This is a genomic window from Streptomyces aquilus, assembly GCF_003955715.1.
GTDB classification, from domain to species: Bacteria; Actinomycetota; Actinomycetes; order Streptomycetales; family Streptomycetaceae; genus Streptomyces; species Streptomyces aquilus.
The window spans coordinates 2,565,796-2,587,887 of sequence record NZ_CP034463.1 but is presented as its reverse complement, the minus strand read 5'-3'; the positions used below and the strand labels follow the sequence as shown (position 1 = coordinate 2,587,887).

General features: G+C 71.5%; 18 protein-coding genes. 14 read left to right on the top strand and 4 right to left on the bottom strand.

The features are described 5' to 3' along the window. The first annotated feature begins 9 nt into the window (after positions 1-9). The 3 genes from EJC51_RS11950 to EJC51_RS11940 are packed head-to-tail and all read left to right on the top strand — an operon-like array spanning position 10 to position 2,971. The gene (locus EJC51_RS11950) at positions 10-1,053 is read left to right on the top strand and encodes a FecCD family ABC transporter permease (RefSeq protein WP_126271053.1); all 1,044 of its coding nucleotides are present in this window, start codon (positions 10-12) and stop codon (positions 1,051-1,053) included. Continuing rightward, positions 1,050-2,114, top strand: a complete 1,065-nt coding sequence (locus EJC51_RS11945; protein ID WP_126271052.1) for a FecCD family ABC transporter permease — start codon at positions 1,050-1,052, stop codon at positions 2,112-2,114. Before EJC51_RS11950 ends, EJC51_RS11945 begins: the two co-directional genes overlap by 4 nt. Next, positions 2,111-2,971, top strand: a complete 861-nt coding sequence (locus EJC51_RS11940; RefSeq protein WP_126271051.1) for an ABC transporter ATP-binding protein — start codon at positions 2,111-2,113, stop codon at positions 2,969-2,971. Before EJC51_RS11945 ends, EJC51_RS11940 begins: the two co-directional genes overlap by 4 nt. Here EJC51_RS11940 and EJC51_RS11935 read toward each other — a convergent pair. Beyond that, positions 2,955-3,302: an SCP2 sterol-binding domain-containing protein gene (locus EJC51_RS11935; RefSeq protein WP_126271050.1), complete on the bottom strand. Its 348-nt coding sequence runs from the start codon at positions 3,300-3,302 to the stop codon at positions 2,955-2,957. The two genes, EJC51_RS11940 and EJC51_RS11935, sit on opposite strands and share 17 nt — an antisense overlap. Before the next feature lie 42 nt (positions 3,303-3,344). On the opposite strand from EJC51_RS11935, the gene EJC51_RS11930 reads away from it, so the two are divergent. The 5 genes from EJC51_RS11930 (at position 3,345) to EJC51_RS11910 (ending at position 8,596) form a co-directional block, all read left to right on the top strand. Continuing rightward, positions 3,345-3,626: a hypothetical protein gene (locus tag EJC51_RS11930; protein ID WP_126271049.1), complete on the top strand. Its 282-nt coding sequence runs from the start codon at positions 3,345-3,347 to the stop codon at positions 3,624-3,626. Between the two features lie 7 nt (positions 3,627-3,633). Then, positions 3,634-4,449 (top strand): TlyA family RNA methyltransferase, encoded by an 816-nt coding sequence (locus EJC51_RS11925; protein ID WP_059196708.1) that lies wholly within the window; start codon positions 3,634-3,636, stop codon positions 4,447-4,449. Further along, positions 4,446-5,351: an NAD kinase gene (locus tag EJC51_RS11920; protein ID WP_059196707.1), complete on the top strand. Its 906-nt coding sequence runs from the start codon at positions 4,446-4,448 to the stop codon at positions 5,349-5,351. The genes EJC51_RS11925 and EJC51_RS11920 overlap by 4 nt, the downstream gene beginning before the upstream one ends. Before the next feature lie 92 nt (positions 5,352-5,443). After that, positions 5,444-7,162 (top strand): DNA repair protein RecN, encoded by a 1,719-nt coding sequence (recN, locus tag EJC51_RS11915; protein WP_126276916.1) that lies wholly within the window; start codon positions 5,444-5,446, stop codon positions 7,160-7,162. A 297-nt stretch (positions 7,163-7,459) separates the two neighbouring features. Then, the gene (locus EJC51_RS11910) at positions 7,460-8,596 is read left to right on the top strand and encodes a glycosyltransferase family 4 protein (RefSeq protein WP_126271048.1); all 1,137 of its coding nucleotides are present in this window, start codon (positions 7,460-7,462) and stop codon (positions 8,594-8,596) included. On the opposite strand, the gene EJC51_RS11905 is transcribed toward EJC51_RS11910, so the two are convergent. The 3 genes from EJC51_RS11905 to EJC51_RS11895 form a co-directional block, all read right to left on the bottom strand. Further along, complete coding sequence (locus tag EJC51_RS11905; protein ID WP_126271047.1) at positions 8,593-10,221, bottom strand: PucR family transcriptional regulator; 1,629 nt, start codon at positions 10,219-10,221, stop codon at positions 8,593-8,595. The two genes, EJC51_RS11910 and EJC51_RS11905, sit on opposite strands and share 4 nt — an antisense overlap. Before the next feature lie 66 nt (positions 10,222-10,287). After that, positions 10,288-11,670: an FAD-binding oxidoreductase gene (locus tag EJC51_RS11900; RefSeq protein ID WP_126271046.1), complete on the bottom strand. Its 1,383-nt coding sequence runs from the start codon at positions 11,668-11,670 to the stop codon at positions 10,288-10,290. A gap of 160 nt (positions 11,671-11,830) precedes the next feature. Further along, positions 11,831-13,633 carry a glycoside hydrolase family 15 protein gene (locus EJC51_RS11895; protein WP_126276915.1) on the bottom strand — a complete coding sequence of 601 codons (1,803 nt, stop codon included), beginning with the start codon at positions 13,631-13,633 and terminating at the stop codon, positions 11,831-11,833. Between the two features lie 511 nt (positions 13,634-14,144). Between EJC51_RS11895 and EJC51_RS11890 the strand changes: the two genes are divergently transcribed. The 6 genes from EJC51_RS11890 (at position 14,145) to EJC51_RS11865 (ending at position 22,079) form a co-directional block, all read left to right on the top strand. After that, on the top strand, positions 14,145-15,794 hold the full coding sequence (locus EJC51_RS11890; protein ID WP_126271045.1) for a CTP synthase: 1,650 nt from the start codon (positions 14,145-14,147) through the stop codon (positions 15,792-15,794). A gap of 85 nt (positions 15,795-15,879) precedes the next feature. Next, entirely contained in the window at positions 15,880-16,506 is a 627-nt protein-coding gene (locus EJC51_RS11885; protein ID WP_079310588.1) for an NUDIX domain-containing protein, read from the top strand. Between the two features lie 149 nt (positions 16,507-16,655). Beyond that, entirely contained in the window at positions 16,656-18,716 is a 2,061-nt protein-coding gene (locus tag EJC51_RS11880; protein WP_126271044.1) for a tetratricopeptide repeat protein, read from the top strand. A gap of 135 nt (positions 18,717-18,851) precedes the next feature. Continuing rightward, positions 18,852-19,976, top strand: a complete 1,125-nt coding sequence (gene ald, locus EJC51_RS11875) for an alanine dehydrogenase (RefSeq protein WP_165951297.1) — start codon at positions 18,852-18,854, stop codon at positions 19,974-19,976. 412 nt (positions 19,977-20,388) lie between these two features. After that, positions 20,389-21,525, top strand: coding sequence for a ParA family protein (locus EJC51_RS11870; protein WP_059196697.1), 1,137 nt, complete (start codon positions 20,389-20,391; stop codon positions 21,523-21,525). After that, positions 21,510-22,079: a hypothetical protein gene (locus EJC51_RS11865; RefSeq protein ID WP_244362589.1), complete on the top strand. Its 570-nt coding sequence runs from the start codon at positions 21,510-21,512 to the stop codon at positions 22,077-22,079. The genes EJC51_RS11870 and EJC51_RS11865 overlap by 16 nt, the downstream gene beginning before the upstream one ends. Positions 22,080-22,092 lie beyond the last annotated feature (13 nt).

Genomic DNA, 22,092 nt, shown 5'->3' with positions numbered 1-22,092 from the left:
CCTAACTGCGTGTTGGTCGACAGTCCTCCCGAACAGCGCGCGGGAACCGCCCCCGCGCCCCCAACCCGCCGGGCGATACGCGCGCTTGGGTTGCTCGTGTCCGTCGTGATCCTGGTGCTCGTCGCGCTGGCGAGCATCGCGATCGGGGCGAAAGAGCTGTCGATGGGGCAGGTGTGGCACGGCCTGTTCGAGGACTCGGGGACGTACGGCGACGTCGTGGTGACCGAGCGGCTGTGGCGGACCCTGCTGGGGCTGCTGGCCGGGGCCGCGCTCGGGCTCGCCGGGGCGGTGCTCCAGGCGCTCACCCGGAATCCGCTGGCCGACCCGGGACTGCTCGGCATCAACGCGGGCGCGTCCGCGGCGGTCGTCACCGCCATGACGTACTTCGGGGTGACGAGCCTGAGCGGGTACGTGTGGTTCGCGTTCTTCGGCGCGGCCGCGGTCGGGGCGCTCGTGTGGTTCCTCGGCGGCAGCCGGGGCGCGACACCGGTGCGCCTCGCGCTCGCGGGTACGGCGATCAGTGCCGCGCTCTACGGCTATCTCCAGGCCGTGATGATCACGGACCAGGCGGCGCTCGGCAAGATGCGCTTCTGGACGGTGGGTTCGCTGACCTCGGCGAGCGAGTCGACGATCCTCCAGGTGCTGCCGTTCCTCGCGGGCGGCACGATCCTCGCCCTGGCGCTCGCCCGGCCGCTGAACGCCATGGAGATGGGCGACGACACCGCTCGGGCCCTCGGCGCCAACCTCAACCGGACGCGGGCGCTGTCGATGCTGGCCGCCGTCGTGCTGTGCGGGGCGGCGACCGCGGCCTGTGGGCCGATCGTGTTCGTCGGGCTGATGGTGCCGCACGTCGTGCGCTCCTTCACCGGACCCGACCTGCGCTGGATCCTGCCGTACGCGGCGATCCTGTCGCCGGTGCTGCTGCTCGGCGCCGATGTCATCGGCCGGGTGGTCGCCCGGCCCTCGGAGCTTCAGGTCGGCATCGTGACCGCGATCATCGGTGGCCCGGTCTTCATCTTTCTCGTACGACGGCGGAGGACGGCACAGCTGTGAAGACCAACCGTGCCGAGCGCTCCCCGCGCGCCAACCGTGCCGTCCGGACGCCCGGCGGGCTGTCGGTCCGGCTCGACGTCCGGGCCCTGGTCGTCGTACTCCTGCTGCTGGCCGCCGCGCTCGCCGCGAGTGTCGTGCTGATCGGCACCGGAGACTTCCCGATCTCGGCCGGGGACGTGCTCAAGACGCTGACGGGCGACGGCAATGCGGGGCAGGAGTTCATCGTCAACGAGCTGCGGCTGCCGCGGGTGCTCGTCGGGCTGCTGGTCGGGGCCTCGCTGGGGCTCGGCGGGGCGCTGTTCCAGGCCGTGTCGCGCAACCCGCTGGGCAGCCCGGACATCCTCGGGCTCGGGCAGGGGGCGACGGCCGGGGCGCTGACCGTGATCGTGGTGTTCTCCGGGAGTGCCGGTGAGATCACCGCCGGGGCGCTGGTGGGCGGGCTGGGGGCCGGGGTCGCCATCTATCTGCTCGCCTGGAAGCAGGGGGTGCACGGATACCGGCTGGTGCTGGTCGGCATCGGGGTGTCCGCGATCCTCACGGCCGTCAACGGCTATCTGCTGACCAAGTCCACCATCACCGAGGCCGCCCAGGCCGTCGTCTGGATGACCGGCTCGCTCAGCGGGCGGGACTGGGAGCAGGTCTGGCCGCTGCTGTGGCTGTGTGCCGTGCTGGTCCCGCTGGTCCTCTGCAACGGGCGGGCGTTGCGGATGGTGGAGATGGGCGACGACGTGTCCAACGCCCTCGGCGTGCGCGTCGAGCGCACCAGGGCACTGCTGATGGTGGCTGCCGTCCTGCTCACCGCGGCGGCGACCGCCGCCGCGGGGCCGGTCAGCTTCGTGGCGCTCACCGCGCCGCAGCTCGCCCGGCGGCTGACCCGCTCGCCCGGCCCGAACCTGCTGCCGTCGCTGTGCATGGGCGCGGCCCTGCTGGTCGCGGCCGACCTGCTCTCGCAGAAGGTCTTCGGCGCCGACCAGATGCCGGTGGGGGTCGTCACCGGTGTGCTCGGCGGCGTGTATCTGCTGTGGCTGCTGGTCACCGAGCGGAAGGCGGGCCGGATATGAGCGCCGCCGACCGTCCCGACCGCACCCTGAACAACCGAAGGAGCACCGTGAACCGCCTCTCCGCCGAGGACGTCACCCTCGCCTACGACCAGCGCGTCATCGCCGAGCAGCTGTCGGTGGAGATCCCCGACCACTCCTTCACGGTGATCGTCGGCCCGAACGCGTGCGGCAAGTCCACGCTGCTGCGGGCGCTGTCACGGATGCTGAAGCCGAGTCAGGGCCGGGTGCTGCTCGACGGGCAGGTCATCCAGTCGATGCCCGCGAAGAAGGTCGCGCGGACGCTGGGGCTGCTGCCGCAGTCGTCGATCGCGCCGGACGGGATCACCGTCGGCGACCTGGTGGGCCGCGGCCGGTACCCGCACCAGGGGCTGCTGCGGCAGTGGTCGACCGAGGACGAGCGGGTCGTCCAGGAGTCGATGGCGCAGACCGGTGTCGCCGAGCTCGCCGACCGGTACGTGGACGAGCTCTCCGGCGGTCAGCGGCAGCGCGTGTGGATCGCCATGGCGCTCGCCCAGCAGACGCCGCTGCTGCTTCTCGACGAGCCGACGACCTATCTGGACATCCAGCACCAGATCGACGTCCTCGACCTGTGCGCCGAGCTGCACGAGGAGCAGGGGCGCACGCTGGTCGCGGTCCTGCACGACCTCAACCACGCCGCGCGCTACGCCACCCACCTGATCGCGCTCAAGGGCGGCAGTGTCATCGCCGAGGGCGCACCCAGCGACATCGTCACGGCCGAGCTGGTCGAGGAGGTCTTCGGGCTGCGCTGCCAGGTCATCGACGACCCCGAGACGGGGACGCCGCTGGTGGTGCCGGCGGCGCGGAAGGCACGCGCGGTCGTCAGAGAAGCTTCCTGAGCTGGAAGAGGTCCTTGAGGCCGGCCTCCAGTTTCACCCTGCCCGAGCCCCAGGCCTTGGCGAAGTTCAGCTCCCCGTTGACCAGCGAGACCAGGTCGTCGCCCTTCATGGTCAGTCTGATCTGGGCCTTCTCCTTGGGCGCGCCCTGGATCCTGTCCTGGACGACGATCCGGCCGCCCGTCATACGGCCCACGAAGGTGATGTCGAGGTCGGTGATCCGGCAGCTGACCGAGCGGTCCAGGGCGGTCGCGGCGGCGACGTCCCCTTCGGCGTGCTGCATGGTGTCCGAGAGCTTTTCGAGTGCGGCACGGCACTCTTCGATCGTGGCCATCGCGATCGACGGTACAGCAGCCCTTCGGGGTAGCGTCGGGGCATGAGTGACGCAGCCCCGGAGACGGAGACCCTCCAGGAGCCGGCATACGACCCCGCTGCCCCGGCCCCCCTGGACGTCCCCCGCACCCCCACCGGCAACGCCGAGGTCGACGCCCAGCTGGAGCGGCTGGCCGATGCCGACCACCTCGCCACGGACGGGCACGTCGAGGTGTACGAGGATGTACACCGGGGGCTGCGTGACGCGCTGACCGCGCTCGACGCCCGCCCGGGACCTCCGGCGCCCTCACCGCCGTATCAACAGCCGTACCAGAACAGGAGCTGAACCGAACGTGGCAGGAGTCGCACGTCGTCGTCTGGACGCGGAGCTGGTCCGCCGGAAGCTCGCGCGGTCGCGTGAGCATGCCAGCCAGCTGATCGCGGCCGGGCGGGTCACCGTCGGCAAGACCGTGGCGACCAAGCCCGCGACGCAGGTGGAGACCGCGGCGGCGATCGTGGTCCAGAGCGACGACAACGACCCCGAGTACGTCTCCCGGGGCGGGCACAAGCTCGCGGGCGCGCTGGCGGCGTTCGTGCCGCAGGGGCTCGTCGTCGAGGGGCGGCGGGCGCTGGACGCGGGCGCGTCCACCGGCGGGTTCACCGATGTGCTGCTGCGGTCGGGGGCGGCGCACGTCGTCGCCGTGGACGTCGGTTACGGACAACTCGCGTGGACTCTCCAGAGCGATGAACGCGTCACCGTCAAGGACCGTACGAACGTACGCGAGTTGACGCTTGAAGCGATCGATGGGGAACCTGTGGATCTTGTCGTGGGGGATCTGTCCTTCATCCCGCTCGGGCTGGTGCTGCCCGCCCTGGCGCGGTGCGTGAAGCCGGACGCCGACCTGGTGATGATGGTCAAGCCGCAGTTCGAGGTGGGGAAGGAACGGCTGGGGAGTGGGGGAGTCGTACGGAGTCCGCAGCTGCGGGCGGAGGCCGTGCGAGGAGTTGCCGAGAAGGCGTGGGAACTCGGGCTCGGGGTGAAGGGCGTCACGGCCAGTCCGCTGCCCGGGCCCTCGGGCAATGTCGAATACTTTCTGTGGCTGCGTGCCGGGGCGCCCGCCCTGGAACCGGCCGACGTTGACCGTGCAGTGGCGGAGGGGCCTCGTTGACACAGAACCGAGCTCGTACTGTTTTCCTGCTCGCCCACACCGGCCGGCCTGCGGCGATCCGCAGCGCCGAGCTGGTCGTGAAGGGGCTGCTGCGCGAGGGCATCGGCGTGCGGGTGCTGGAGTACGAGGCCGCGGATTTGCCGCTTCCGGAGGAAGTGGAGCTCGTCAAGGAGGCGACTCCGCAGTGCCTCGACGGGTGCGAGCTGCTGATCGTGCTGGGCGGGGACGGGACGCTGCTGCGGGGCGCCGAGTTCGCCCGGGCGTCCGGGGTGCCGATGCTCGGCGTCAACCTCGGGCGGGTGGGGTTCCTCGCCGAGGCCGAGCGGGATGACCTCGACAAGGTCGTCGACCGGGTGGTGACCAAGGCGTACGAGGTCGAGGAGCGGATGACCGTTGATGTGGTGGTCCACAGCAACGGGGACATCGTGCACACCGACTGGGCGCTGAACGAGGCGGCGGTGCAGAAGGCCGGCGCCGAGAAGCTGCTGGAAGTGGTGCTGGAGATCGACGGGCGGCCGGTCACCGGGTTCGGGTGCGACGGGATCGTGCTGTCGACTCCGACCGGGTCCACCGCGTACGCGTTCTCCGCCGGTGGGCCTGTGGTGTGGCCCGAGGTCGAGGCGTTGCTGATGGTGCCGATCAGTGCGCACGCGCTGTTCGCGAAGCCGCTCGTGACCTCGCCGGATTCGGTGCTGGCTGTGGAGGTTCTGCCGCACATTCCGCCGGGCGTGCTGTGGTGCGACGGGCGGCGGACGGTCGAGCTGCCGCCGGGGGCGCGGGTGGAGGTGCGGCGGGGAGCGGTGCCGGTGCGGCTGGCCCGGCTGCATCACGCGTCGTTCACCGACCGGCTCGTGGCCAAGTTCGCGCTGCCGGTTTCCGGGTGGCGGGGGGCGCCGCACTAGGGCAGGGCCCAGGGCGGTCCACTCCCCCGGGTGACAGGGCGCCTCGCACTCTCGGGCCCTTACCTCGTAAGGTCTTCACCGTGCTGGAAGAGATGCGGATACGGTCGCTCGGAGTCATCGACGATGCCGTCGTCGAATTGTCGCCCGGGTTCACCGCTGTCACCGGTGAGACGGGTGCGGGCAAGACCATGGTGGTCACCAGCCTGGGGCTGCTGCTCGGTGGGCGGGCGGACCCGGCGCTCGTGCGGATCGGGGCCGACAAGGCGGTCGTGGAGGGGCGGATCAGCGTCCCCGCGGGCGCCACGGCCGTCGTACGCGCCGAGGAGGCCGGGGCCGAGCTCGACGACGGGGCGCTGCTGATCAGCCGTACCGTTTCCGCCGAGGGGCGCTCCCGGGCGCACCTGGGCGGGCGGAGCGTGCCCGTGGGCGTGCTCGCCGAGCTCGCCGACGAACTGGTCGCCGTGCACGGGCAGACCGATCAGCAGGGGCTGCTGAAGCTGTCCCGGCAGCGGCAGGCGCTCGACCGGTACGCCGGGGACGCGGTCGCCGTGCCGCTCGCCAAGTACGGCGAGGCCTACCGGCGGCTGCGGGCCGTCTCCGCCGAGCTCGACGAGATCACCACACGCGCGCGTGAACGGGCCCAGGAGGCCGACATGCTGCGCTACGGGCTCGACGAGATCGCCGGGGTCGAACCGCGTGCGGGTGAGGACGTCGAGCTGGCCGAGGAGGCCGAGCGGCTCGGGCACGCCGAGGCCCTGTCGTCCGCCGCCACGGCCGCGCACGCGGCCCTCGCCGGGAATCCCGAGGACCCCGAGGGCATCGACGCCGCGACGCTGGTGGCGGGCGCGCAGCGGGCTCTGGACGCCGTACGGTCGTACGACCCCGCCCTGGCCTCGCTCGCCGACCGGATCGGCGAGGTCGGGATTCTGCTGGGGGATGTCGCCGGGGAGTTGGCGGGGTACGCCGACGATCTCGACGCCGATCCCCTGCGGCTGGCGGCGGTCGAGGAGCGCAGGGCCGCTCTCACGGCGCTGACGCGGAAGTACGGCGAGAATGTCGCCGCCGTTCTGTCCTGGGCCGAGCAGGGGGCCGCGCGGCTCATCGAGCTGGACGGGGACGATGAGCGGATCGGCGAGCTCACCGACGAGCGGGACGCGCTGCGGGCCGAACTGGGTGGGCTGGCACAGGCGTTGACCGACGCGCGGGCGGAGGCGGCCTCGCGGTTCGCGGCCGCCGTGACCGCCGAGTTGGCGTCGCTGGCCATGCCGCACGCGCGCGTGTCCTTCGACATCCGGCAGACCGAGGACGCGGACGGCATCGAGGTCGGCGGGCGGACCGTCGCGTACGGGCCGTCTGGTGCGGACGAGGTCGAGCTGCTGCTCGCGCCCCACCCCGGAGCCCCGCCGCGGCCCATCGCCAAGGGGGCCTCCGGCGGTGAGCTCTCGCGCGTGATGCTGGCCGTCGAGGTCGTGTTCGCCGGGACCGATCCGGTGCCGACGTATCTCTTCGACGAGGTCGACGCCGGTGTCGGCGGCAAGGCGGCGGTCGAGATCGGCCGCCGGCTCGCGAAGCTGGCCAAGTCCGCGCAGGTCGTGGTCGTCACGCATCTGCCGCAGGTCGCCGCGTTCGCCGACCGGCAGCTGCTGGTCGAGAAGACCAACGACGGGTCCGTCACGCGCTCCGGCGTGAAGGTCCTCGAAGGGGAGGAACGGGTACGGGAGTTGTCCCGGATGCTGGCAGGCCAGGAGGACTCGGAGACGGCCCGGGCCCATGCGGAGGAACTCCTGGCGGCGGCGAGGGCGGACGCGTAGGGCTGTTGCGCCGCTCCGCGACGGGAACGAGCCCTGGGCGCGCGCCGTGTGACGGGGGCGATGTCACCGCCGCGCGTTCCGTGTGGTGGGTGGGGTGGTTGGTTCACCCGTGTGGGTGACCTGCCCTGCCTTCACCCCGAATCCGCACACCGTCGGCGTTCCCGGAACACCCGTACGTGCTGGCATCCTTGGGGGAGCACGTAGTACGCGTAGGAAGCGCGCGGTCCACCCCTCCGCTCGATACCTTCTGTACGTTTCCTCGTGACCGCCCGACGCCGAACCAGGAGCCCCGGCCACGTGAGCCCCGTGAGCAGCCACTCACCGCACGGTCAGTCGCCGTTGCGCACCGTGCAGGTGCTCGGCGGCGGCAACGCCGGCAGCAGCGCGCATGTGCGGTCCCTGGCCTCCGGGCTCGTCGCGAGGGGCGTGAAGGTCACCGTGTGCGCCCCTGTCGAGGCGGATCGCATCTACGACTTCACCGGGGCCGGTGCCGAGCACGTGCATGTGCCCAGGAGCAGCGATCCGGGGTCCGTCGCCGCGCTGCGGGCCGCCTGCGCGGACGCCGATCTGGTGCACGCGCACGGACTGCACGCCTCCTTCCGTGCCGTCCTCGCGCTCAGCGGGCGGCGCACCCCGCTCGTCGTGACATGGCACGACCGGGCGCGCGCCGAGGGCGCTCGGGCCCATCTCGTACGACTGTTGGAGCGGCGGGTCGTGAAAGCCGCCTCCGTGGTGCTGGGTGCCACCTCCGCCCTCGTCGACCGGGCCCGCACCACCGGCGCCCGGGACGCGCGGCTCGCCGCCGTCGCCCTGCCCGGGCCTCGCCGTACCGTCCGGCTGGAGGATCCCGAGCGGCTGCGGCCCAAGGTGCGGGCCGAACTCGGGGCCATCGGACGGCCGTTGCTGATGGCCGTCGGCTCGCTGGACCGGCATCGCGGGTACGACACGCTGCTGGACGCCTCGCGCGCATGGCGGGCGCTCGATCCCGTGCCGCTCGTCGTGATCGCCGGAGAGGGGCCGCTGCGGGCCGAGTTGCAGAGCAGGATCGAGGACGAGGAGCTGCCGGTCCGGCTGATCGGCCGGCGCGACGACGTCACCGACCTGCTCGCCGCCGCCGACCTCGCGCTGCTGTCGAGCAGTTGGGAGTCGCGCTCCCTGCTGGCCCAGGAGGCCCTGCACGCGCGCGTGCCGCTCGTCGCGACCGACGTCGGCAGCATGCCCGAACTCGTCGGCGACGCCGCCGAACTCGTGCCGTACGGGGACCCCCAGGCGCTCGCGGACGCCGTCGTACGGCTGCTCGGTGACCCCGCGCGATGCGAGGAACTGCGCGAGAAGGGCGTACGGCAGGCGGCCACCTGGCCGACGGAGGACGAGACCGTCGCCCAAGTGCTCAGTGTCTACGACGAGTTGACCCAGCCGCGCCCGTTGATCTAGGACACGTGCCTGCGTGCCCGCAGCGCCAGGCTCAACGCCAGTACCGTCTGCGGGTCGTCGAGGTCGGTGCCCAGCAACTCGCCGATGCGCGCGAGGCGGTTGTAGAGCGTCTGGCGGTTGAGGTGGAGCTCGCGGGCCGTCTCCGCCTTGCGGCCGGCGTGGGCGAGGTACGTCTCCAGGGTCGGCAGCAGCGGCGGCTTGGAGCGGGCGTCGTGGTCCCGTACCGGACCGATCGCCCGGTCGACGAAGGCCGCCAGGTCCGGATGGTCGCGCAGCCGCCACAGCAGCAGGTCGATGTCGAGGCGCCGGGCGTCGTACCAGGGGCGGTCCGACAGGCCCTGGGCCGCGGTCGCCGTCTCGGCCGCGTGCCGCAGCCCCGCCGAGGCCGCCGCCCAGCCGCCCGCGACGCCGACCACCACGACCGGGAGCTGGGCGCCGGGCCGCTGCATCCCGGCCCGCTCCACCCCGGCCCGCAGCGCCGCCGCGACCCGGTCCGCGACCGCCGACCGCTCCGACTCCGAACGCAGGCCCAGCAGCACCAGCACACGGCCTTCGAGGGGTCGTACGCCCAGCAGGACCGGGACCCCCACCGAGGCCAGCTCCTCCGAGACCGCCCTCGCCAGGACCGCCCAGCCGCCGCCCGGGGACAGCGTGTCGCCCAGCCGCATCACCACCGGCAGCAGCGGGCTGCTCCCCGGCTTGAAGCCCAGCACGCGTGCCTGCGCGGGCGCGTCCTCCGCCGTGATCCGGCCCTCGGCGAGGTCGGTCAGGAAGTCGCCGCGGCCCCGCGCGGCCAGCTCCTCCTCCTGGCGGGCCTGCATCAGCACGACGGCGAGAATGCCCGCCGCCCGCTCGGCCGCCATCCGGTGCACGGGGACCAGGGAGCCGCGGACCGGGAGCAGGACCAGGCGGGCCCGTACCGAGCCGGTGCCGGGCCCGCCGCCGGGCACGTCGACCAGCACGGACCCGGCCGGCGGGGTGTCCTTGTGCTGGCCGCGCAGCCCCTCCCACACCTGGAGCGGGTCCGCCCCCTCGGGCCCGGCCCCGGCCGCGTACAGGAGCTGGCCGTCGGTCGTCTCCAGGAAGACCGGGTTGTCGCTGAAGTCGGCCAGGATGCCGAGGACCTGGGGCACCCCGCCGCCGCCCAGCAGGGCCTCCGTACATCGGCGGTGGACCTCCTCGGCCCGCTGGAGCAGTGCGTAGTGGCCGTTGACGATCTCGGTGTGGATCTCCTCCGTGACCGTCACGAACGGCACCTCGCGGTGGAGTTGGACGAGCGGGAGGCCGGTCGCGCGGGCCGTGTCGACGAGGGCCGCGGGGAGCCGGGTGAAGCGGGGGCCGAGTTCGATGACGAGGGCCGCGATGCCGCGCTCGGCGAGGGTGCGGACGAACGCCCGCTGTTCGGCCGGGCGGGTGCCGAGCCCGTAGCCGGTGGTCAGCAGAAGCTCGCCGCCCTTGAGCAGGGACGCGATGTTGGGCACCTCGCCCGCGTGCACCCAGCGCACGGGCCGCTGCAACCGGTCGGCGCCCGCGAGGATCTCGGGCAGGCCACTGCGCAGGCCGGGCAGCTCCAGCGCCCGTTGAACGGTGATGCCGGCGCCCTGGCTGTCGAATCTGCTGTCCATGAGCCGGACGCTACCTGTGCGGATGCCTCGACGACATCTCCGGACGCCGGCGCTCCCCGCCGCAGCTCACGCAGGGCTGATGTTGTGGTTGAAGCGGAAGACGTTGTCCGGGTCGTACTCCCGCTTCAGTGCCGCCAGTCGGTCGGTGTTCTCCGCGCCGACCCCGGCCACGACCCGGTCGGCGCCTTCGTCGCCGATGAAGTTGAGGTAGACCGCGCCGGTGCTCCACGGCCGGGCGTCCGCTCGGACGTCCCTGACCCACTGGATCACCCGCTCGTCGTCCGCCGGGTCCTCCCACATCGCGAAGGGATGCACGGCCCATAGCGCGTCCCGGTACGGCACCGGGTACTCGCGCGGCCCGTCGGCGATCGCCCCGCCCTGCGGGAACAGGACATGGATGGTGCCGGTGGGCACCGGCATGGACGCCGCCCGCGCGCAGTAGACGTCCAGGAACGCGTCCGGCGCCTCCCTGAGATACTCCGCCGACCAGTAGTTCCGCATCCCCGGCGGATCGTCGAGCATGCACTGGACATCCGCGTACGGCATCGCCCCGACGATCTCCGTCTCGTGCGGCAGCGCCAGCAGCGGCTCGGCGACCTTGCGCATGTCCGCCTCGGACCCGGCGTACGTCAGCAGCGCACCGCACAGCAGCGTGCCGACCAGGTGCGGCGGCACGAACTCCTCGGGCGGGCCGGTGAGATAGATGACGCCGCCGCTCGCTTCGTTCGGGGCCGTGGCCATGATGTCGCGGTAGGTGCGGACGACCTCGGGGCCGTGCTCCGGGAGGAACAGCAGGAACGCGATGGCGAACTCGGGCAGTTCGTGCAGCCTCAGGGTGAGCGCGGTCGCGATGCCGAAGTTGCCGCCGCCACCGTGCAGCCCCCAGAACAGCTCCGGCTCGTCGTCGGCGCTCGCGTGCACCCGACGGCCGTCGGCGGTGACCAGGTCGACGCCGAGGAGGTTGTCGACGGCGAGCCCGCACCAGCGGTCCAGCCAGCCGGTGCCGCCACCGAGGACGAACCCGCCGACGCCGGTGGTGGAGGCCCGGCCGCCGGTGGTGGCCAGGCCGTACGGCTGGCAGGTCCGGTCCAGGTCGCTCATCGTGGCGCCACCCGCGATCCGTACCGCCGATGCGGTGGGGTCGACGGTGACCGCCCGCATGTGGCGCAGGTCGATCACCAGACCGCCGTCGTTCAGCGCCATCCCCGCCACGCTGTGCCCGCCGCCGCGCACCGCGATCGGCAGGTCCAGGTCCCGGCCGAAGCGCACCGCCCGTACGACGTCGGCCTCGTCGACACACTGGGCGATCACCGCCGGATGCCGGTCGATCATCGCGTTGAAGACGGTACGGGCCTCGTCGTAGCCCGCGTCCCCCGGGGCGAACACGTCGCCGACCAGTTCCTCGCGCAGCGCGGCGAGAGCCGTGCCGGCCTTTGATGGGGAGGCCATTGGGGCGCCCCCTTTCATGCAGGGGCAGGTGGTTCCAGCGTAGGCGGGGTGGGGGCTGTGGTCCTGCCGGGCGGGGGGACGTTCCCGAATGGTCACAAACGGGGCGTGCCGCGCCGCGCTGCGGCAGGCGCGGCACGCCCGTGACGTCGGTCAGCCCCCGTCAGCCCCCGTACGCCCCCGACGCCGTCAGCCGCAGGGCCGTGTCGATCAGCGGGACGTGGCTGAAGGCCTGCGGGAAGTTGCCCACCTGGCGCTTCAGACGCGGGTCCCACTCCTCGGCGAGCAGTCCGAGGTCGTTGCGCAGCGCGAGGAGCTTCTCGAACAGCTTGCGGGCCTCGTCGACGCGGCCGATCATCGCGAGGTCGTCCGCCATCCAGAACGAGCAGGCCAGGAACGCCCCCTCGTCACCGGGCAGTCCGTCGACGCCCTCGCTGTCGCCCTCGGTCGGGTAGCGCAGGATGAAGCCGTCCGGCGTGGACAGCTCGCGCTGGATCGCCTCGATGGTGCCGATGACCCGCTTGTCGTCCGGCGGCAGGAAGCCCATCTGCGGGATCAGCAGCAGGGAGGCGTCCAGCTCCTTGGAGCCGTACGACTGCGTGAACGTGTTGCGCTCCTTGTCGTAGCCCTTCTCGCACACGTCCCGGTGGATGTCGTCGCGCAGCTCGCGCCAGCGCTCCAGCGGGCCGTCCGCGTCCCCGGACTCGATGAGCTTGATCGTGCGGTCCACCGCGACCCAGGCCATGACCTTGGAGTGCACGAAATGGCGGCGCGGGCCGCGCACCTCCCAGATGCCCTCGTCCGGCTCGTCCCAGTGGTCCTCCAGGTAGCGGATGAGCTTGAGCTGGAGCAGGGACGCGTAGTCGTTGCGGGCCAGGCCCGTCATGTGGGCCAGGTGCAGGGCCTCGGTGACCTCGCCGTACACGTCGAGCTGGAGCTGGTGGGCCGCGCCGTTGCCGACCCGGACCGGCGCGGAGTTCTCGTAGCCCGGCAGCCAGTCCAGCTCGGCCTCGCCCAGCTCCCGCTCACCCGCGATGCCGTACATGATCTGAAGGTTCTCGGGGTCGCCCGCGACCGCCCGCAGCAGCCACTCGCGCCAGGCGCGGGCCTCCTCGCGGTAGCCGGTGCGCAGCAGCGAGGAGAGTGTGATCGCGGCGTCGCGGAGCCAGGTGTAGCGGTAGTCCCAGTTGCGGACGCCGCCGATGTCCTCGGGCAGCGAGGTCGTCGGGGCGGCGACGATGCCGCCGGTCGGGGCGTACGTCAGCGCCTTCAGCGTGATCAGCGAGCGGACGACGGCCTCGCGGTAGGGGCCGTGGTACGTACAGTGATCGACCCAGTCCCGCCAGAACTCCTCGGTCGCCTCCAGCGACTGCTCCGGCTCCGGCAGCGGCGGCGGCTGCTTGTGCGAGGGCTCCCACGAGATCGTGAACGCGATCCGGTCACCCGGGGCGACCGTGAAGTCCGAGTACGTGGTCAGGGACTTGCCGTAGGTCTCGCAGTCGGTGTCGAACCACACCGAGTCGGGGCCCGCGACGGCGACCGTGCGCCCGTCGTGCTTGTGCACCCACGGCACGACCCGCCCGTACGAGAAACGCATCCGCAGGGCCGAGCGCATCGGGACCCGGCCCGAGACGCCTTCCACGATCCGGATCAGCTGCGGCGCGCCGTCACGCGGCGGCATGAAGTCGGTGATCCGGACCGTGCCGCGCGGGGTGTCCCACTCGGACTCCAGGATCAGCGAGTCGCCGCGGTAGCTGCGCCGGGCCGCGGTGGGCGGCTCGGCGTCGGCGGCATGCGCGGGCCCCAGGCGCCAGAAGCCGTGCTCCTCGGTGCCCAGCAGGCCGGCGAAGATGGCATGCGAGTCGAAGCGGGGCAGGCACAGCCAGTCCACTGTGCCGTCCCGGCAGACCAGGGCGGCGGTCTGCATGTCTCCGATGAGTGCGTAGTCTTCGATGCGCCCGGCCACGTGCAACTCCAGTCGAACGGCCACGTCACCCCCTGGGAAAAAAGGGGGCTGTCGCTAGTGCGGTCAAGGGGTCGTTGTAATACGTCGTTGAGCGGTCAAGCAAAACAGTCGCTGTGCCGCTGGGCAAAACGACGATCTCTTCTCAACGAACTGACGAGCTCACGTTGTTCCGGGGCTTACGGGCGGGGGGTGGTGCCGTGTTGCCGGGCGCGCTCGGCAGTGAATGTCCGAGCAGGATACGACGCACGTAGATGATCTGTGTGCCGCTCCGGGCAACGCGGATGGGCCGAACGGGTGAGCAGCCGGTAAGAAACCCGTGACGGGTGAGCGTCTGTGTCGACGCGTGCGCGGAGCGTGGCCGGAAGCCATCCCCCCGAGGCGCTGATACCCTGGTAGCCCGTGGACCGGTGGTGGACAAAACCCCCGACCGCAGCGACGGCGACGCCGGGAATCTCCGGTCACAGCGCCGCCCCGCACCCCAGATCGCGACCACGGGAGCCCCCTCTTGGCCATGCCGCCGAAATCTACGACGACCAAGCACATCTTCGTCACCGGGGGTGTCGCCTCCTCTCTCGGCAAGGGCCTGACGGCCTCCAGCCTGGGGATGCTGCTCAAGGCCCGGGGCCTGCGCGTCGTCATGCAGAAGCTCGACCCGTACCTGAACGTCGACCCCGGCACGATGAACCCCTTCCAGCACGGAGAGGTCTTCGTCACCAACGACGGCGCCGAGACCGACCTGGACATCGGACACTACGAGCGCTTCCTCGACCGCGACTTGGACGGCAGCGCCAACGTCACTACAGGCCAGGTCTACTCCACGGTGATCGCCAAGGAGCGGCGCGGCGAGTACCTCGGCGACACCGTGCAGGTCATCCCGCACATCACCAACGAGATCAAGCACCGCATCCGCCGCATGGCCACCGACGAGGTCGACGTGGTCATCACGGAGGTCGGCGGTACGGTCGGCGACATCGAGTCGCTGCCGTTCCTGGAGACGGTCCGCCAGGTCCGTCACGAGGTCGGCCGGGACAACGTCTTCGTGGTCCACATCTCCCTCCTTCCGTACATCGGGCCGTCGGGAGAGCTGAAGACGAAGCCGACCCAGCACTCGGTTGCGGCCCTGCGGAACATCGGTATCCAGCCGGACGCGATCGTGCTGCGCTGCGACCGCGAGGTCCCCACCGCGATCAAGCGGAAGATCTCGCTGATGTGCGACGTCGACGAGGCCGCCGTGGTCGCCTGCCCCGACGCCCGCTCGATCTACGACATCCCGAAGACCGTGCACGGCGAGGGCCTGGACGCCTACGTCGTCCGCAAGCTGGACCTGCCGTTCCGCGACGTGGACTGGACGACCTGGGACGACCTGCTCGACCGCGTCCACAACCCCGACCACGAGATCACCCTCGCCCTGGTCGGCAAGTACATCGACCTGCCGGACGCCTACCTCTCGGTCACCGAGGCGCTGCGCGCGGGCGGCTTCGCCAACAAGGCCCGCGTCAAGATCAAGTGGGTCACCTCCGACGACTGCAAGACCCCGGCCGGCGCCGCGGCGCAGCTCGGTGACGTCGACGGCATCTGCATCCCGGGCGGCTTCGGCGACCGCGGTGTGCTCGGCAAGGTCGGCGCGATCCAGTACGCCCGCGAGAACAAGATCCCGCTGCTCGGTCTCTGCCTGGGCCTTCAGTGCATCGTGATCGAGGCCGCGCGCAACCTGGCCGACATCCCGGACGCCAACTCCACCGAGTTCGACTCCGCCACCGCCCACCCGGTCATCTCCACCATGGCCGAGCAGCTCGACATCGTCGCCGGTGAGGGCGACATGGGCGGCACCATGCGGCTCGGCATGTACCCGGCGAAGCTGGCCGAGGGCTCGATCGTGCGCGAGGTGTACGACGGCAAGGAGTACATCGAGGAGCGCCACCGCCACCGCTACGAGGTGAACAACGCCTACCGCGCGGAGCTGGAGAAGAAGGCGGGCATCCTGTTCTCCGGCACGTCGCCCGACGGCAAGCTCGTCGAGTACGTGGAGTACCCGCGGGACGTGCACCCTTACCTGGTGGCGACCCAGGCGCACCCCGAGCTGCGTTCGCGTCCGACCAGGCCGCACCCGCTCTTCGCGGGCCTGGTGAAGGCCGCGGTTCAGCGGAAGACCTCGAAGTAACACAACAGTTGTACGGTGGCCGGGGCGTTCGCATTCAAAAGGCGGCGCCCCGGCTTCTCTTTGAGCACGTGCGGAAGGACTGGGCATGACGATCAAGGACACCCCGGAGGAGTGGGAGATCCGGGCGACGGAGACCCCCTTCGTGGGCAACAAGACCTCCGTGCGCACCGACGACGTGGTCATGCCCGACGGCAAGGTCGTCCGCCGTGACTACCAGGTCCACCCCGGCTCGGTCGGCGTGCTCGCCCTCGACGACGAGGGCCGGGTGCTGCTGATCAAGCAGTACCGCCACCCGGTGCGCCAGAAGCTGTGGGAGATCCCGGCCGGCCTGCTCGACGTGCCCGGCGAGAACCCGCTGCACGCGGCCCAGCGCGAGCTGTACGAGGAGGCGCACGTCAAGGCCGAGGACTGGCGGGTGCTGACCGACGTCTACACCACGGCCGGCGGCTGTGACGAGGCCGTGCGGATCTTCCTGGCCCGTGATCTGTCGGAGGCCGAGGGCGAGCGCTTCGAGGTGGAGCACGAGGAGATCGACCTGGAGTACGCGCGCGTGCCCCTCGACGAGCTCGTGCGGGGCGTGCTGGCGGGCGAGCTGCACAACAACTGCCTGGTGGTCGGCGTGCTTTCGCTCGTCGCCGCGCAGCAGGGCGACGGCCTCGACGCGCTGCGTCCCGCGGACGCGCCCTGGCCCGCGCGTCCCTTCGAGTCCTGAACACTCCTGGTGTGACCATCGGTTGATCCGATCGGGCGACCTGCCCGCCGTGCTCCACCGGGAACGTTGCAGAGGGTGAACTACGCTCTGTAAATGCCCGTTCGGAGTCCCGGCGGGCTTGCGCGTGCGGTGGGACGGGAGTGTGGCCCGTGACGGATCAGGCGGTGGACACGAGCGGCGTTCAGCTGTCGGCCGAAGGTCAGTTCCTGGGCCGGACACGGGAGTTGAAGGAACTCCGCGCCGACATCGAACGGGCGGGCCTCGACACCCTCTCCGGCCGGAAGGCCCCCCGCGCGCGTGTGCTGCTCATCGCGGGCCGCCCCGGCTCGGGCCGCACCGCGCTCGCCGAGGAGCTCGTACGACAGGTCGCGGACCGTTACGACGGAGTGTTCAAGGCCCGCCTCAGCGAGCCCGACGGCACCCCCGTCCCCGTCGAGCGCGCCGCCCGTGAACTGCTCGCCGCCCTGGACCGGCCGACCCCGGCCGGCGCCGCCGAGGACGACCTCACGGCGGCGCTGCGCGAGGCCCTCGCCGACCGCGGCGCGCTGCTCCTGCTCGACGACGCGGTGACCGCCGACCAGGTCGACGCCCTGCTCCCGGACACTCCGGAGTGCCTGGTCGTCGCGGTGTCCGACGGCCCGCTCACCGGTATCTCCGACGTCCGCCCCTGCACGCTGGGCGGCCTCGACACCAAGTCCGCCCTGGAGCTGCTCACCCGGCACACCGGCTCGGTCCGCATCACCGTCGACCCGCGGGCCGCCGAGACCCTCGTCGAGGAGTGCCAGGGCGAGCCCGCCGCCCTGACGCTGGCCGGCGGCTGGCTCGCCGCCCGGCCGAAGGCCGCCGTCGCCGACCTCGCCAAGCACCTGCACGCCGAGGGCGACGAGGGGACGCCCCTGACCCGGGTCTTCCGCCTCGCCTACGGCTCCCTGCCCAGCCCCGCCGCCCGGATACTGCGACTGCTCTCCCTCGCCCCGGCCGGCCTGGTCGACCCGCACACCGCCTCCGCCCTCGCCGGCTGCTCGGTGGGCGGCGCCCGCACCACCCTGGACGACTTCGTCGCCCTCGGCCTGCTGCACGCCGTGGAGTCGCCCCTCCCGCTGTACGAGGTGCCGGCCTGTCTGCACCCGTTGCTGAAGTCCCTCGCCGAGTCCCAGGACCGCCCAGCCGAGCTCCAGTTGGCCCGCGCCCGGATGCTGGAGCGGACGGTACGGCTGCTCCAGTCCTGCCGCGCCATCACCGAGACCGACAGCCCCGAAGCCCGGGAGAAGCTCCAGGGCATGCCCCGCTCGCTGCGCTTCCCCAGTCCCCGGGCCGCCGAGGACTGGCTGCGCATCCGCAGGCCCGCCCTGCTGGCCTCGGCCCGCCTCGCCGTCGCCGACGGGGAGCTCGACACCCTTGCCAGGCGGCTGATGTCCCAGCTGGTCAGGGCGATGGTCGCGCACTTCGGCACCCAGGCCGCCGCCCCCGACCTGTACGGCATCCACCGGCTCGTCCTGGACGTGGCCGAGCGCCGGGAGCTGCCTCGGGAGAAGGCGGCGGCGCTGCTGAACCTGGGGGACCTGGACGCACAGACCGGGCGCACGGCCGACGCGCTGACCCGCTACCGGGCCGCGCTGGACGCCGGACGCCAGGCGAACGACCCGTATGCGACCGGCCGCGCGATGGAATCCGTAGGCGGCGCGCATCTGGAGCTCGGGGACTACGACCGGGCCGCCGACTGGTTCGGCCGCGCCCTCGCCCAGCGCCTGGCCCGGGACGAGCGCGCGGACGCCGCCCGGCTGTACGGCCGTATCGCCGCCGCGCACACCTACGCGGGCCGGTACGGCGAGGCGCTGCGGGGCTGGCGGGCCGCGGTCGCCGGATATCGCAAGGAGGGCGATGTCGCCGCCCACGCGCGGGCGTTGAGCGAGCTGGCGCGGGTCCAGGAGTACGCCGGACGCCCCGAGGAATCGCTGCGCACCTGCCAGGAGGCGGTGGAGTGGGCGCGGCGCGCGGAGGACGTACGGCTTCAGGCGGCGCTTCAGCTGAGGCTCGCCGACACGCTCGATCACCTGGGCGATCCCACCGCGGCGGCGCTGCACCGGGGGGCCGCGGAGCGGCTGCTGGGGGAGGAGGTTTCGGAGCCGGAAACGGAACCGGAGCGGCCTGATCCTTCGAAACAAGACGCTGATGCCTGCGAAATCCGTAGTACACCCGCAGAAGATTGATGCAATGAAAGGCTAGACAGCGGGAACACCTTCATTAGACTGGCTCTGCCGCACCTTCTCCTGCGGTGTCTCCCGGTGTGCTCATGCATGCCTGGGTATGTGTTGTATTGCCCCACATCCACTGAGCCAAGGACCGTGATCGACGTGAAGGTCGGCATCCCCCGCGAGGTCAAGAACAACGAGTTCCGGGTGGCCATCACCCCGTCCGGCGTGCACGAGCTGGTGCGCCACGGCCACCAGGTCGTCATCGAGCAGGGCGCCGGTGTCGGCTCGTCGATCCCGGACGAGGAGTACATCGCCGCCGGCGCCAAGATCCTCGGCACCGCCGACGAGGTGTGGGCCACCGCCGACCTGCTGCTGAAGGTCAAGGAGCCCATCGCCGAGGAGTACCACCGCCTCCGCAAGGACCAGACGCTCTTCACCTACCTGCACCTGGCCGCCTCCAAGGAGTGCACCGACGCGCTCATCGAGTCCGGCACCACCGCCATCGCCTACGAGACCGTCGAGCTGCCGAACCGCGCCCTGCCGCTGCTCGCCCCGATGTCCGAGGTCGCGGGCCGCCTGGCCCCGCAGGTCGGCGCCTACCACCTGATGCGCTCGGTCGGCGGCCGCGGTGTGCTCCCCGGCGGCGTCCCCGGCACCCAGCCCGCGCGTGCCGTCGTCATCGGCGGCGGTGTCTCCGGCTGGAACGCCACCCAGATCGCCGTCGGCATGGGCTTCCACGTCACGCTGCTCGACCGCGACATCAACAAGCTCCGCGAGGCCGACAAGGTCTTCGGCACCAAGGTCCGGGCGATCATGTCCAACTCCTTCGAGCTGGAGAAGGCCGTCCTCGACGCCGACCTCGTCATCGGCGCGGTGCTCATCCCGGGCGCCAAGGCCCCGAAGCTGGTCACCAACGAGCTCGTGGCCCGGATGAAGCCGGGAAGTGTCCTTGTCGACATCGCGATCGACCAGGGCGGCTGCTTCGAGGACTCCCACCCGACCACGCACGCCGAGCCGACCTTCCAGGTCCACAACTCGGTCTTCTACTGCGTCGCCAACATGCCCGGCGCGGTGCCCAACACCTCCACCTACGCGCTCACCAACGCGACGCTGCCCTACATCGTCGAACTCGCCAACCGCGGCTGGGTGGAGGCGCTGCGCCGCGACCCCGCGCTCGCCAAGGGCCTCAACACCCATGAGGGCAAGGTCGTTTACCGCGAGGTCGCCGAGGCGCACGGCCTGGAGCACGTGGAGCTCGAGACGCTGCTCGGCTGAGCCCCTGACCTCGACGAACGGCTAAGTCACCTTTTCATAAAGGCGATACGTCAACATGGCGTGTCAACGACGCGCACCCGGCCGGACCTTGCCCGACAAGGTCCGGCCGGATGTGTGTATGGTCACTTTGCGACTCTCGGTCAACTCGCCTCGAACGTAACCCTTTGGTCGATTCGCACACCGGTGAAACCTGCCGTGCGACGGCCGTACGCCCTTGACAGAGGGATGTTTCATTGCCGACACATCGGGCCGGGTCCGGCGGATTGTGTTGCTGCGGACGCCCGACACGCCATAGAGTCGCCGACTGTCGGCATGGTGCCACGCTGACCTGTCTAGAAGTTTCCTGGTCACCAAGGAGGTAAGACGACTTGTGAATGAGTCGACATTTACTCCCGGGGGTGGTCAACCAGGAATGCCGGTACGGGACCAGGGTCCCGCGGGGTTCGAGGCTGTCGGCTCCGTGGCGGTGCGCACCTTCGCAGCCCACCAGAGTCACCAGACGACAGGGACGACTCTGTCAGCACACCAGAGCATGGATGGCCATCACGTGAACGCCATGGCCGGCGACGGAAGTGGCGCGCCCCACAACCACTTCGCCGACTACGACGAACTGCCCGAGGGGCACTTCTACGACCCCGACGCCGAGTACGAGCCGGATCCCGAGTACGCGGCCACGCTCGCTCCCGACGCTGCCCGTCAGCGCCGTGAGCGCATCGGCCCGACCGGTCGCCCGCTGCCGTACTTCCCGATCCCGGGCCCGCTCACCGATCACGGCCCCGCGAAGATCATCGCGATGTGCAACCAGAAGGGCGGCGTCGGCAAGACCACGTCGACCATCAACCTGGGTGCCGCGCTCGCGGAGTACGGACGCCGGGTGCTGCTCGTGGACTTCGACCCGCAGGGCGCGCTGTCGGTGGGTCTCGGTGTCAACCCGATGGAGCTCGACCTCACCGTCTACAACCTGCTCATGGAGCGGGGCATGGCGGCCGACGAGGTCCTGCTCAAGACCGCGGTCCCCAACATGGACCTGCTGCCGAGCAACATCGACCTGTCGGCGGCGGAGGTCCAGCTGGTCTCCGAGGTCGCCCGCGAGTCGACGCTGCAGCGGGCCCTGAAGCCGCTCATGGCCGACTACGACTACATCGTGATCGACTGTCAGCCGTCACTCGGTCTGCTGACCGTGAACGCGCTGACGGCCGCGCACAAGGTGATAGTGCCACTGGAGTGTGAGTTCTTCGCCCTCCGTGGTGTCGCCCTGCTGACGGAGACCATCGAGAAGGTCCAGGAGCGGCTCAACCCCGAGCTGGAGCTCGACGGCATCCTCGCCACGATGTACGACTCGCGCACGGTGCACAGCCGAGAGGTCCTGGCCCGCGTGGTCGAGGCGTTCGACGACCACGTCTACCACACGGTCATCGGGCGCACGGTCCGCTTCCCGGAGACCACGGTCGCCGGTGAGCCGATCACCACGTACGCCTCCAACTCCGTCGGTGCCGCCGCCTACCGCCAGCTCGCCAGGGAGGTGCTCGCCCGGTGTCACGCCGAGTGAGTCTGCCGGGGGCCGACGAACTCTTCCGTACGACAGGGGGAATGGCGCTCCAGCCGTCCAGTCCGCGGCGGGGGGCCAACGGCGACGCCCGGGTGCCCGCTCCCGCCGGCGAGAGCGACGCGGCGGCGGCGGAGGACGCACCGCAGTCCGTGCCCGCGCAGGGCGGGGACGGCGACGGGGCGGAGCACGTGGCCACGGAGCCGGCCGAGGCCGGTGAGTCCCGCAGCCGGGGCACCGCGGCGGAGCGCTCCACGCGACGTCAGGACGCGCAGGAAGGTTCTGCCGCCGCCGCACCGCGCAAGCAGCGGGGCGGCGGCAGCAGGGCGTCCGCGCGCCGGCCCAGCGGCCGGGAGCGGCACGACGAGAAGATCACCGTGTACGTCTCCGCCGAGGAGCTCATGGATCTGGAGCACGCGCGTCTGGTGCTCCGCGGCGAGCACGGACTGGCCGTCGACCGCGGGCGCATCGTCCGCGAGGCGGTCGCCGTGGTGCTGGCCGATCTGGAGTCCCGTGGGGACGCGAGCATCCTCGTACGACGGCTGCGCGGGCGGTAGCGGTAGCCTGCGG

What these genes read in the sequence shown, in the direction of transcription:
- EJC51_RS11900 (WP_126271046.1), bottom strand. Translation starts at nt 11,670, where the DNA reads ATGGCCTCCCCATCAAAGGCCGGCACGGCTCTCGCCGCGCTGCGCGAG.
- EJC51_RS11885 (WP_079310588.1), top strand. Translation starts at nt 15,880, where the DNA reads ATGACGATCAAGGACACCCCGGAGGAGTGGGAGATCCGGGCGACGGAG.
- EJC51_RS11930 (WP_126271049.1), top strand. Translation starts at nt 3,345, where the DNA reads ATGAGTGACGCAGCCCCGGAGACGGAGACCCTCCAGGAGCCGGCATAC.
- EJC51_RS11870 (WP_059196697.1), top strand. Translation starts at nt 20,389, where the DNA reads ATGCCGGTACGGGACCAGGGTCCCGCGGGGTTCGAGGCTGTCGGCTCC.
- EJC51_RS11935 (WP_126271050.1), bottom strand. Translation starts at nt 3,302, where the DNA reads ATGGCCACGATCGAAGAGTGCCGTGCCGCACTCGAAAAGCTCTCGGAC.
- EJC51_RS11890 (WP_126271045.1), top strand. Translation starts at nt 14,145, where the DNA reads ATGCCGCCGAAATCTACGACGACCAAGCACATCTTCGTCACCGGGGGT.
- recN (WP_126276916.1), top strand. Translation starts at nt 5,444, where the DNA reads ATGCGGATACGGTCGCTCGGAGTCATCGACGATGCCGTCGTCGAATTG.
- EJC51_RS11905 (WP_126271047.1), bottom strand. Translation starts at nt 10,221, where the DNA reads ATGGACAGCAGATTCGACAGCCAGGGCGCCGGCATCACCGTTCAACGG.
- EJC51_RS11940 (WP_126271051.1), top strand. Translation starts at nt 2,111, where the DNA reads ATGAGCGCCGCCGACCGTCCCGACCGCACCCTGAACAACCGAAGGAGC.